12 protein-coding genes are annotated in these 12,037 nt (G+C 57.3%); 6 read left to right on the plus strand and 6 right to left on the minus strand.

Annotated features, from left to right (window positions below; all coding sequences use genetic code 11):
- The first annotated feature begins 522 nt into the window (after window positions 1-522).
- The 6 genes from GXX82_05600 (at window position 523) to GXX82_05625 (ending at window position 5,357) form a co-directional block, all read left to right on the plus strand.
- A complete protein-coding gene (locus GXX82_05600; protein NLT22502.1) occupies window positions 523-1,335 on the plus strand; it encodes a GAF and ANTAR domain-containing protein in 813 nt (270 codons plus the stop codon).
- 140 nt (window positions 1,336-1,475) lie between these two features.
- Window positions 1,476-3,185, plus strand: a complete 1,710-nt coding sequence (locus GXX82_05605; GenBank protein ID NLT22503.1) for an NAD+ synthase — start codon at window positions 1,476-1,478, stop codon at window positions 3,183-3,185.
- Window positions 3,182-3,697, plus strand: coding sequence for a sigma-70 family RNA polymerase sigma factor (locus GXX82_05610; GenBank protein ID NLT22504.1), 516 nt, complete (start codon window positions 3,182-3,184; stop codon window positions 3,695-3,697). The genes GXX82_05605 and GXX82_05610 overlap by 4 nt, the downstream gene beginning before the upstream one ends.
- Window positions 3,698-3,850: 153 nt before the next feature.
- Window positions 3,851-4,087, plus strand: coding sequence for a hypothetical protein (locus tag GXX82_05615; GenBank protein ID NLT22505.1), 237 nt, complete (start codon window positions 3,851-3,853; stop codon window positions 4,085-4,087).
- 129 nt (window positions 4,088-4,216) lie between these two features.
- On the plus strand, window positions 4,217-4,768 hold the full coding sequence (locus GXX82_05620; protein ID NLT22506.1) for a hypothetical protein: 552 nt from the start codon (window positions 4,217-4,219) through the stop codon (window positions 4,766-4,768).
- 172 nt (window positions 4,769-4,940) lie between these two features.
- The gene (locus GXX82_05625) at window positions 4,941-5,357 is read left to right on the plus strand and encodes a YjbQ family protein (GenBank protein NLT22507.1); all 417 of its coding nucleotides are present in this window, start codon (window positions 4,941-4,943) and stop codon (window positions 5,355-5,357) included.
- A gap of 187 nt (window positions 5,358-5,544) precedes the next feature.
- Here the strand turns inward: GXX82_05625 and carB are convergent, their stop codons facing one another.
- From carB to GXX82_05655, 6 genes are all read right to left on the minus strand, one after another.
- Window positions 5,545-8,757 carry a carbamoyl-phosphate synthase large subunit gene (gene carB / locus GXX82_05630; protein ID NLT22508.1) on the minus strand — a complete coding sequence of 1,071 codons (3,213 nt, stop codon included), beginning with the start codon at window positions 8,755-8,757 and terminating at the stop codon, window positions 5,545-5,547.
- Between the two features lie 150 nt (window positions 8,758-8,907).
- The gene (locus GXX82_05635) at window positions 8,908-9,852 is read right to left on the minus strand and encodes a hypothetical protein (GenBank protein NLT22509.1); all 945 of its coding nucleotides are present in this window, start codon (window positions 9,850-9,852) and stop codon (window positions 8,908-8,910) included.
- A 387-nt stretch (window positions 9,853-10,239) separates the two neighbouring features.
- The gene (locus tag GXX82_05640) at window positions 10,240-10,377 is read right to left on the minus strand and encodes a rubredoxin (protein ID NLT22510.1); all 138 of its coding nucleotides are present in this window, start codon (window positions 10,375-10,377) and stop codon (window positions 10,240-10,242) included.
- A 14-nt stretch (window positions 10,378-10,391) separates the two neighbouring features.
- Complete coding sequence (locus GXX82_05645; protein NLT22511.1) at window positions 10,392-10,817, minus strand: transcriptional repressor; 426 nt, start codon at window positions 10,815-10,817, stop codon at window positions 10,392-10,394.
- A 103-nt stretch (window positions 10,818-10,920) separates the two neighbouring features.
- Window positions 10,921-11,445 (minus strand): ferritin family protein, encoded by a 525-nt coding sequence (locus GXX82_05650; GenBank protein NLT22512.1) that lies wholly within the window; start codon window positions 11,443-11,445, stop codon window positions 10,921-10,923.
- 21 nt (window positions 11,446-11,466) lie between these two features.
- A complete protein-coding gene (locus tag GXX82_05655; protein NLT22513.1) occupies window positions 11,467-11,961 on the minus strand; it encodes a DUF2284 domain-containing protein in 495 nt (164 codons plus the stop codon).
- Window positions 11,962-12,037 lie beyond the last annotated feature (76 nt).

Consider the following 12,037-nt stretch of genomic DNA (forward strand, 5'->3'; position numbering starts at 1 on the left):
ACCCATAACCCATGACCTATCACCTGTCTCTATTTCCTGCCTCTTCTGTTGACAACTGTTCTCTTCTCCTCTAAGATAACAAATAAAAAAAAGGGCTATTCATTCATGGCTTCCACTGTCAATCAGAGACTTGAGGTGAAAGAACAGGAGTTGAAGATACTCCACGAGGTGGCGAAGGATATCAGCGATAACCTTGACCTCTCGGAGCTTCTGCACCGTATTGTCGATACCGTGACGGCCTTTGTGAAGGCCGATTCCTGCCTCGTCTACCTCTACGACGAGGACCACGGCGAACTCGTTCTTTCCGCGGCGGCCGACCCGAAGACGGAATCGGTGGGGTCGATCAGCCTGAAGCTTGGCGAAGGTGTCACCGGCTGGGCGGCCAAGGAGAAACAGCCCGTCTTCCTGGAGAAGGAGGCCTACCGGGACAAGCGGTTCAAGGCCTTCACCTCCCTCAAGGAGGACAGGTACGAAGCGCTCCTTTCCATACCCATCCTCGCGAAGAACAGGATAGTGGGCGTCATGAACCTCCAGAGCAAGAAGGCGCACGTCTACCCCGAGGCCCAGATCAAACTCCTCTTCACCATCGGCAGGTACCTCGGCAGCGCGATACAGAACGCCATCACCTATGACGAGGTGGTGAAGAAGGCGAAGCAGCTCGACCTTCTCTCCGAGGTTTCCCGGACGATCGTTTCCGACCATTACATCAAGGAGATCCTCCACCTCATCGTGACGATGACGGCAAAGGTCATGGACTCGAAGATCTGTTCCGTCATGCTCCTCGATGAAAAGAAAGAGGAGCTCGTCATTGCCGCCACCCAGAGCCTGAGTAACGAGTATGTGAACAAGCCGAACCTCAAGGTCGGGCAGTCCATAAGCGGCAGGGTGGTCCTGGAGAAGAGGCCGCTGAAGGTCCTCGATGTCACGAAGGAACCGGGCTACATGTTCCCCGACGTGGCAAGGAAGGAAGGCTTCGTTTCCCTCCTGTCCGTTCCCATGATGATCAAGGACCAGGTCGTCGGCGTCATCAACAGCTACACGACAAGGGAGCACACCTTCACGAAGGAGGAGATCGACATACTTCAAGCTGTGGCGAACCAGGCGGCGGTTGCCATCGAGAACACGAACCTCAGCCACGAGATACTCGCCGCCAAGGAGGCGCTGGAGTCGCGCAAGCTCGTCGAGCGCGCCAAGGGCATACTGATGCGTGAGCTGGGACTGAGCGAGGACGAGGCCTACCGGAAGATCCACAAGAAGAGCATGGATATGCGAAAGACCATGAAGGAAGTGGCGGAGGCGATCATCCTTGCCTTCGATATCCAGAAAAGAACTTGACAACAGTGTGCCCGCACACTATCATATTGACAGATTATTTGGATTTTTAGCAGAGCTGCTAAGAATGATTGGACAAGGGCGTCCAGGGCGCTTAAAACTGCTTTGGACGCCCTTCTTACATTTGGAGGGGCGGTGCCTATATGGAAAAGATGATACGGATCGGTTTAGGTCAGATGAACTCAACGGTGGGCGACATAACGGGAAACGGTGAAAAGGTCATCGAGTGGGTGGAGAGGGCAAAGGCTGAGGATGTGGACATCCTCGCGCTGCCGGAGCTTGCCATAACGGGCTATCCGCCGGAGGACCTGCTCCTGAAAAAGGGTTTTGTGGACGCGAACATGAGGACCATCAACGAGGTGGCGTCGCGGATCGATTCTCCCGTCACGATCGTGGGTTTTGTGGACAGGTCCCGATCCGGCCTCCACAATGCGGCTGCCGTCATCTACAGGGGAAAGATACGGGGTGTCTTCCGCAAGGAGCTCCTTCCCAACTACGGTGTCTTCGATGAAAAGAGATACTTTTTTCCCGGCGCCCGTCCCCGGGTGTTCCGCTACGGCAACATTCTCTTCGGCATCGGGATATGCGAGGACATGTGGTTCAGGGAGGGTCCCACGCATTCCATGGCCCGGGCAGGTGCCCGGCTCATCTTCAACATCAACGCATCGCCCTACCATACGGGGAAGATATACGTCCGGGAGGATGTGGTCAGGAACAGGATCCGGGAGGACCGGGTGTGGGTTGCCTACATCAATCTCGTCGGCGGCCAGGACGAGCTCGTGTTCGACGGGCAGAGCTTCGTGATGGACCGCTCGGGCGCGGTCGTCGCCTCGGCGGGCGCGTTCCGGGAAGACCTGCTCGTCGTCGATATTCCTGAAAAGGAGCTTGCGAAGAAGGCCCGGGCGGCGGGTAGCGCCGGACAGGTCATCACCGTCGCCGCGCGTCACCATGGGTCTCGCCCCGCGGTCAAGAAGCCGCTCGCCGCTCACACCGTCACGCGTCTCGACGTTGTGGAAGAGGTGTACGAGGCGCTGAAGCTCGGCCTTGCCGACTATGTGCGGAAGAACGGGTTCAAGGGCACCGTGATCGGGCTCTCGGGAGGAATAGATTCGGCGCTCGTGGCTGCCGTTGCGGCGGACGCGCTCGGCAGGGACAACATCGCGTGTGTCTTCATGCCCTCGAAGTTCACGTCCCGGGAATCGTCGGAAGACGCCTTCGACCTCGCGAAGAGACTGGGCGTCAGGATCATCGAGGTGCCCATCGACCCCGTATTCTCCGCCTACAAGGCAAGCCTCGGAAAGGTCTTCCACGGCCTCGGCGAGGACGTCACGGAGGAGAACCTCCAGGCGCGTATTCGCGGCAACATCCTCATGGCGCTGTCCAACAAGTTCGGGTGGCTCGTGCTCACGACAGGCAACAAATCGGAGATGAGCGTGGGTTACGCGACCCTGTACGGCGACATGGCCGGCGGGTTCGCCGTTATCAAGGACGTCCCGAAGACATTTGTTTACAAGCTTTGCGCGTGGCGCAACCGTCTCGGCGCCGTCATTCCCGAGAGGATACTGTCGAAGGAGCCGACGGCGGAGCTCAAGGCCGGTCAGAAGGACCGCGACAGCCTTCCGCCTTACGACCATCTCGATCAGGTGCTGAAAAGCTACGTTGAAGAGGACAAGGAGCCTTCCGCGGCCGATTTTCCCAACCTGCCCGCGGAGGAGATCGCCCGCGTTTTGAGAATGGTTGACTTGAGCGAATACAAGCGCCGCCAGTCCCCGCCGGGGATCAAGATAACACCCAAGGCATTCGGCAAGGACAGGAGGATGCCTATCACCAACAAATACAAGGGTTCGCAATGAAATTCGAGTTCATGGTAAAAAGGCTCTCGCCGGTTTTGAAGAGGATAACGAAGAGATTGAACGGCCATCACGCATATTTTGACGAGGAGGACCTTTACCAGGAGGCGCTGACACACCTGTGGGGCGCCTTCCGGAAGGGTTCCATCGACGACAAGACGGACAGTTACATCCTTCAGGGCTGCTACTATCACCTCAAGAACCATCTCCGGAAAGTGCGCGAGAACGCGGTCTTCGTGAGCCTCAGTGAGCCGGCAGGGGAAGACGGCGTCTCCTGGGAGGAGATGATAGCCTCCGACGATTCCTCGTCCTTCGCCCGCCTCGAAGAGAAATTGAAGTTCCAGGCGATCACCGACGCCTGCAGTTCGGACCGGGACCGTCAGGTCCTAACGCTTCTCATGCAGGACCTGTCGGTGAGAGAAGTGGGGACGCGCCTCGGCATCTCCCACGTCATGGTCCTCAAGATCCGCAACAGGATCCGGGACAACTACTTTCGAAGGGTGGGGGAAGAATAGTCTCAGGCAGAGACGAAAGACCCCGGAAAACCATGCTCTCCCATCACCCATGACCCATGACCCATCACCTGCATTTTTCTGTATCTTTTATTTTCAACTTGGTTTATATATCTCTCTAATGTTCCCAATACAAGAGGAAGGAGGTGAAAAGGAATGAAGAAGGTTCTGGTAGTGTTCTTTGCAGTGGTGATCGGTCTTTCCCTCACCCTGACAGGGTTTGCGCAGGAGAAGAAGGCAACACCGGCAACTCCCGCGACGCCCGCCAAGGTAGAGGCCCCGGCCCCGGTTGAGAAAGAGAAGCCGGCGAAGAAGGAAAAGAAGGTCAAGAAGACGAAGAAGACGAAGAAGGCAGGAGCTCCCGCCGAGGAGAAACCGGCCGAAACGAAGTAAGCAAGCCAGCGAAAACCCGGAAAACTGTTTCACGAAAGGGGAGAAGAGATTCTCCCCTTTTCATCTCGTCCCCCGCTCTCTTGCCGTTCCTTTCCAGATGCCATCCATTTTGTGATATAATGACTGCTCATGCGAAGGATCATCATCGATATCGACAACACCCTGTGGGACCTGGCGCCCGTGCTCTACGAGCGGCTGCAGACGGCCAGTCCGGGGTTTCCCCACCATTCGCAGTGGCACAACTGGAGTTTCTGGAAGGGGCTCATTCCGGCGGAGCGTCTCTACGGCATCGTACGGGACGTCCACATGGACCAGGAGACCTTCGAACCGTACAGCGATTCCCGCGGTTTTCTCGAGAGGCTTCGCCGAAAAGGCTTTCACATAATCATCGCCAGCCACCGGGAGAAGCAGACCTATGCGTCGACGGAAAGGTGGCTCCACAAACACGACCTGCCCTTCGACGAGATCCATCTGAGCTATGACAAGACGGTGCTCTTCGACGATTGCTGGGCGGTTGTCGACGACAGCCCTGTGACCCTGGAAGCGGCGAGACGGGCGGGAATCGTCAGAGCGGGCCTTAAGAACCCCTGGAACGAATTCGAAGACCACCCTCTCTTCGCGGACCTGGGGGAGATATACGCCTACCTTGAATCTCGGTGCGCGGCGGGAAAGAAGGAGTGATGCTGCCGTTGTGGGAGGACCATCACAGGCCAAGGAACCGTCTCAAGTCTCAGGTCCCAAGTCACAGGTTCAAAGGCCAAGAAGATTCGCTGCCCGCTCAACAGTTGTGTTGAGAACCGCGCCACTTCCGCCATCTTTCTTTGGCGACCTGCAACCCGCGAAGAGGTGACCCATGAGAAGCTACAGGAAAGAGCTCTGGTTCAATGTGCCCGCACGGCGGGGGTTTGTGAATATTACGCCGCAGGTGGAGGAGTGCCTGCGCGAGAGCGGGGTCATGGAGGGCCTCGTCCTCGTGAACGCCATGCATATCACGGCGTCGGTCTTCATCAACGATGACGAGTCGGGCCTTCACCATGACTTCGATGTGTGGCTCGAGAAGCTCGCTCCCCACGAGCCGGTCTCGGGGTACAGGCACAACGTCGGCGAGGACAACGCCGACGGGCACTTAAAGCGGCAGATCATGGGCAGGGAGGTGGTCGTGGCCATAACGGAAGGCCGCCTCGACTTCGGCCCCTGGGAGCAGATATTCTACGGCGAATTCGACGGTCGCAGGAGAAAACGGGTGCTTGTCAAGATCATAGGGGAGTAGAAAAGACGGCTTGAGCCGCTTGAATGGCTTGAACCGCTTGAGCGTCGGGAAGAACTACAAATCCTATAAGTCCCAGGCATCCTATAGGTCTTATACGTCCCATAGGTCCTATAGTGGTCTTATAGGTCCTATTCCAGAAAAAGCCGCAGCCCCTGCTCATCCCAAAGGATGGACAGGGGCTGTTCTTCTACTTTATCGCCCTGTGGTAGGACTGGAGTGATCTTACCTTGATCTCACCCTTTTTGGCCACGGATGCCTTTATGCCCTCGGCGGTTGCCTTCGCGGCGGCCGTTGTGGTGATGTAGGGTATCTTGTACTTTATGGCCGTCTTTCGGATGTAGGAATCGTCATACTTGCTGTTCTTGCCCGATGGCGTGTTGATGACGAGATGGATCTCCTTGTTGTGGATGGCGTCGACGATGTTGGGCCGGCCCTCATGCACCTTCTTGATCTGGGTACTTTTCACGCCCTTTTCGGTGAGGAACCGGTGCGTCCCCTCGGTGGCGACGATGGTGAACCCCAGCTTGACGAGCTGTTTCGCGACGTCCACGATGTCCCCTTTGTCGCGGTCCACAACGGTGATAAGGACGTTGCCCGATTGGGGGAGCCTCTGACCGGCCGCCTCCTGGGATTTCGCGAAGGCCAGCCCGAAAGAGCCTGCCATGCCCAGGACCTCGCCGGTGGACTTCATCTCCGGGCCGAGGGTCGGGTCGACCTCGGGGAACATGTTAAAGGGGAAAACGGCCTCCTTGACACCCACATGGGGATATGTCTTCTGCGTGAGGCCCATGTCCCTGAGCTTCTTGCCCAGCATGAGCTGCGTCGCTACGCGGGCCATCTGCACGCCCGTCACCTTGGAGACGAGAGGGACCGTCCGTGACGCCCGGGGGTTCGCCTCGAGGATATAGACCTTGTCATTGGCGATGGCGTACTGGATGTTCATGAGACCCACGACCTTGAGCGCGATGGCGAGCTTCTTCGTGTATTCATTGATAGTGGCGATGTGTTCTTCCGACAGCGTTCTGGGGGGTATGGCGCAGGCGCTGTCTCCGGAGTGGACCCCGGCTAGCTCGATGTGTTCCATGATGGAGGGGACAAAGGCGTCAACGCCGTCGGAGATGGCGTCCGCCTCGACCTCCACGGCATTCTCCAGGAACTTGTCGATGAGTATGGGTCTGCCGGGCGAGATATCCACGGCGGCGTTCACGTAGGCCTTGAGCATCTCGTCATCGTAGACGACCTCCATGCCCCGTCCGCCGAGGACATAAGAGGGGCGCACCATGAGGGGATAACCGATCCCGTGCGCAACCTCCAGCGCCTCTTCGAGAATGACGGCCGTGCCGCTCTCAGGCTGGGGGATGCCTATTTTCTTTATGATCTGGCTGAACCGCTTGCGGTCTTCAGCTATATCGATGCTCTCCGGGGACGTCCCAAGGACGTTCACACCGGCGTCTTCGAGCTGCCGTGCCAGGTTGAGCGGGGTCTGCCCGCCGAACTGCACGATGGCGCCGATGGGTTTTTCCTTCTCGTAGATGCTCAGGACGTCTTCCACCGTGAGGGGCTCGAAGTAGAGTTTGTCCGAGGTGTCGTAGTCGGTGGAGACCGTCTCGGGGTTGCAGTTGACCATGATGGATTCGTATCCCTCGTCGCGCAGGGTGAAGGCGGCATGGACGCAGGTGTAATCGAACTCGATGCCCTGGCCGATGCGGTTCGGGCCGCCGCCGAGGATCATCACCTTCCTGCGGTCGCTCACCGCCACTTCGTCGGGGGCGTTATAGGTCGAGTAATAGTATGCCGCATCGGCGCCGCTGACAGGCACCCGGCACCATGTCTCATTCTTGCCGAGGGCCTGCCGCCTCTTCCTGATATCCGTTTCCGGGACGTTGAGGAGGAACGAGAGATACCTGTCGGAGAAGCCGTCCTCTTTCGCCTTGACGAGGATGGCATCGGGGAGCGCCCCTCCCTTGTGGCGGAGGATCTCCTCCTCGAGGTCAAGTATCCCCTTCATCTGTTCTATGAACCACCGTTTGATCTTCGTCTTCTCGTGAAGCTCGTCGATGGAGGCACCCTTGCGAAGGGCCTCGTACATGATGAACTGCCGTTCAGAGGAGGGCTCATTGAGCATGCGCATGAGGTCGTCGAGAGGCAATTGGTTGAAATTCTTCGCAAAACCAAGTCCGTATCGCTTTGTCTCCAGGGAACGGATCGCCTTCTGAAAGGCTTCCTTGTACGTCTTGCCGATGCTCATCGCCTCGCCCACAGCCTTCATCTGGGTGCCCAACCTGTCCTCGGCCTCGCTGAACTTCTCGAAGGCCCACCGGGCGAACTTGATGACCACGTAGTCTCCCGAGGGAACATACTCGTCGAGCCCCTTCCCGCGGTAGTAGGGAATGTCCTTCAGGGTGTAGCCGCCAGCCAGCTTCGCCGAGATGAAGGCGATGGGGAAGCCTGTCGCCTTTGACGCAAGGGCCGACGAGCGGGACGTTCTGGGATTGATCTCTATGACAACGATGCGGCCCGTGTCCGGATCGTGCGCGAACTGTATATTGGTACCCCCGATGACCTCTATGGCTTCCACGATGCGGTAGGAATAATCCTGAAGTCTCTTCTGGACCTCTTCAGAGATGGTGAGCATCGGCGCAGAGCAGAATGAGTCGCCCGTGTGAACGCCCATGGGATCGATGTTCTCGATGAAGCAGACGGTGATCATCCTGTTGTCCGCGTCGCGGACGACCTCGAGCTCCAGCTCTTCCCAGCCCACCACGGCCTCTTCGATGAGGATCTGCCCGATGAGGCTTGCCGAGATGCCCCGGCTCGCTATTGTCCGCAACTCTTCCTTGTTGAAAGCTATGCCCCCTCCGGTACCCCCCATGGTATACGCGGGACGGATGACGATGGGATATCCCAGCTTGTCCGCGATCTCGAGGGCCTCTTCCACGGAATAGGCCAGCGCGCTCTCGGGCATGGGAATATTGAGCTTTTTCATGGTCTTCTTGAACTCGTCGCGGTCCTCGCCGCGCTCGATCGCGTCGGCCTGGACCCCTATGATACGGACCCCGTGTTTCTCGAGTATCCCCCTGCGGGACAGCTCCGCGGCAAGGTTGAGGCCCGTCTGCCCTCCCAGGTTGGGGAGGAGCCCCTGGGGTTTCTCCTTTTCTATGATCTTTTCTATGACGTCGATGGTGAGGGGTTCCACGTACGTGTGGTCCGCCATCCCGGGGTCGGTCATGATCGTCGCGGGGTTGGAATTCACGAGGACTATCTTATACCCGGCGGCCCTCAAGGCCTTGCAGGCCTGGGTGCCGGAGTAGTCGAACTCGCACGCCTGCCCGATGATGATGGGACCGGAGCCTATGATGAGGACCTTGTCGATGCCTTTGATCTTGGGAGGTTTTTTCATTGCCGGGGATTCCTTTCGGATTTGCTCTGCATCGTAACAGAAGAGTGGCAGTCAGTCAAGCGTTTTCAAAGGATTTCAGATCCTGGTAACCGGTGAAGAAAAAAAGACAATGACCAACGAAGAAGACAATGATCATTGGTCATTCTTCTCTTACAGCAAGGCAAGATTGTAAAGCCACTCCCGGCTCCATCCGCCGGGGATGGTGAGACAGAAAAGGAGGATCGCCAGGAAAAGCAGTATCCTGAACCAGGTCCCCGCATTGAGACGGGAGGGGATCGTTGCGATCAGCGACGCCGGTGCGAAACGCAGGGTGCTGAGCTCTGCGGTCTTCCTGGAACCCCTTCGCGCCGATCCGGCTATCAGCAAAAGGCCGATGAGGGCCACCAGGGCGTTCAGGAAACAGCCGGTATCGACCCCTCTGAAGAGAGGCCCGGGGGCCTGGAAGATATCTATGGCCAGATCGAAGATTCCGCACCACAAGATGAAATGGCCGAGGAGCCTACCCTGTCCCTGGGTGCCCCGCCGTCCCGCGACAAGGAGGATCAGCATGAGGATGAAGTATTTGAACACCTCGTAAAGGGCGACGGGGTGCCGGAAGCCCTCGACGTGGGGGAATTTCACCGCCCACCACGCCGTGCTCACGTAGCCGTAGACCTCTCCGTTCAAATGGCCGCCGAGGCGCACAAGCGCGAGGAGAAAGGCGAAGGGTATGACCAGCTCGTCGGCGAGGAGAAGAAAGTTCTTCCTGTGGATGACGCAGAAGAGGACCACCCCTGCCAGCGCTCCGACTATGACCCCTTCGTACGCCATGCCCCCCTTCCAGAAGGCGAAGATCTCGGAGTGCCTGCCGCGGAAGATCTCCCATTCGTAGACAAGGATCTGAAAGGCGCGTCCAGCGACAAGGCAGGACAGGGAGAAGATGAGAGAAAGGTCCCAGACCTGTCTCGAAGACAGGCCGGCATAACCGCGCCGCAGCATCATCCAGAGGAAGACGGCGGAGAATCCAAGGGCCCAGGCAAGCCCATAATACCAGAGCCTTACCCCCCAGACCTCGGCAAGCAAAGGATCCATATTGAGGACAAAAGGACCTTCCAAATCGATCGCAACCCCCGCCGCATGTTATTGGACAAGAATCTTATTTTTCTGTACTTCTACTACTAGCGACACACTCCTGTCAACCCAAAAAGACGGTCACAGGTCACAGGTCTCACGTCACAGGTTCAAAGGCCGAAGAACCGTCGCAAGTCTCAGGTCCCAAGTCACAGGTTCAAAGGCACAAAAAGATTCGTCGCCGGGTCAACAATTGCACCAGTCAATAGTTGCGTTGACAGCCCGCCCCCTTCGCGGTCTCTCTTTGGCGACCTGCGACCTGCGACCTGCGACCTGCGACCTGCGACCTGCGACCTGCTTTAAGATGAACCCCTCCCGTTGCGGGAGGGAATTGGGGTAGTGAAAAAAATGGGGTAAGGGTAAAAGGGGCGGTTATGATTCTGATTTTTCGAAAGCGCTTTTCGGAGCGTTACAGATAGGACAGGACCAGTCATCCGGAAGCTGCTCGAAAGGCACTTTCTCGACCTTTTCATCGTACTGGTAACCACAAACGGAACATGTCCAGACCATAGAATCCTCCTCTGTCATTGATTTTTCTCTATCGTTCCCTTTTGCTCGTCGGAGCACGATTTGCATATCCCGTAAAAGTCGACACGGTTGCCGATGATCTCAAACCCCTGTGTCTGCGCATCGGACAGGGTCAGGGGGAGCTCGACGAAGACGTCGATTATTGCCTTGCACTTGATGCACATGAGATGATGATGGGGTTCCGGGTTCGGATCAAAACGTTTCTTCAACCGGTCTATGGAAAGCTCGATGACTGCCCCCCGTTCCTTCAGTGTCTCCAATGTGTTGTACACGGTGGCCAGGGACATGGTGGGGAACTGTTCCCTGATGGCCCCGTGTATGTCTGCCGCACTGGGGTGGCACGTATTGCCGTCGAGGTATTTCATGATCGCCATCCTCTGGGGTGTCATCTTCATGCTCTTGCTGTCGTGACCCTCTGCCATTCCAATAAAAGCCCTTAACGAATACACTATACTAACTAATAACCATTCTTGTCAAGTATTAATTATAAAATACTTGTCTCCAATGGAAAGGCGTGTTCCTTCATCACCCGCCGTCCATCATGGGGTGTTCGATCTTGGTGAACCAGGCCGCCGGGTTTTCAAAATACTCTTCGGCATCACGGAGGGACAGGAAGTGCTCATATTCGATCATCGCGAGGAGTTCAAAGAAATCCCTCTCCCGCCTGTCCGCCGAGGCGGCGGCGAGCTGCCTGTAAAGCCGTACTCCCTTGTCCTCGAAATCGGCGGCGATCTTTACGGCCTCGAGGTCCCCCGCATCTGTCGGGGCCGACGGGTCTATCGTCTTGAGCGTGCTGACGAGGATATCCCTTACGTTCGTGGTGTTCACCACGAGAGGGACCGTTTCGGGCCACTTGCCCTCGACCGCCCATTTCTCGTGAAGCTCCTTCAGCCGGCGATAATGTTCGAGCTCATCCTCGGCTATCCGTCTGAACATTGCCTTGCCCAGGGGGTTCTGCGTGCGGTCGGCATTCCGGAGATAGAACTCGCGCTCCTTCATCTCGTTCCCCAGGGCCGTTTCAAGCGCGTTAAGCCTTTCTTTGTCGTTCATAATGTCACCCTTGACCTTTGATCAGTCGACGAGAACAATGCCGTATACATCCCGGTCTTGAGCGTGGCTGCGGACGACCTCTATGGGAAGGCCATTCGCACGTGCCGTCTGGTAGACATCTATTCCGCAGGATTCCATGGAGGGCCTCATGCGCTCCGGATGCACGCAATCTTTCGTGGTGTCGCACTTCTTGCACAGGGTGCAGAACCCGCAGCCCATGCCGAAGGCCTTGTAGAACCCGTCCAGGAAAAGTGTCGTTTCCAGGTCGATTACCGTGTCGTTCAGCATGGCGACCGAGTTCGTTCCCTTTACCCAGTGGTAGTGAAGGAGGATCGCGCGGTCATACGAGTCGAGCATCGAACGTGTCCTGTCGTACTCGGGGGTATGGGGCGGACAGGACAATCTCAGGCCGTATCCGGGACACCCGAAGCGGCACTTCATCCGGACCCACGGTGCCGTGGAGACGGAAGAGGTGCCCACGATGACCGCATGGTCCGCCCCCCTCTCCTTCGCCATCTCCACATATCTCGAGAGATCACCATTACGCATAAGATACGTAAACTATAGGACAGCGGATGGGATTGGTCAAGGC

It is taken from the genome of Syntrophorhabdus sp. (assembly GCA_012719415.1).
Taxonomy (GTDB): domain Bacteria; phylum Desulfobacterota; class Syntrophorhabdia; order Syntrophorhabdales; family Syntrophorhabdaceae; genus Delta-02.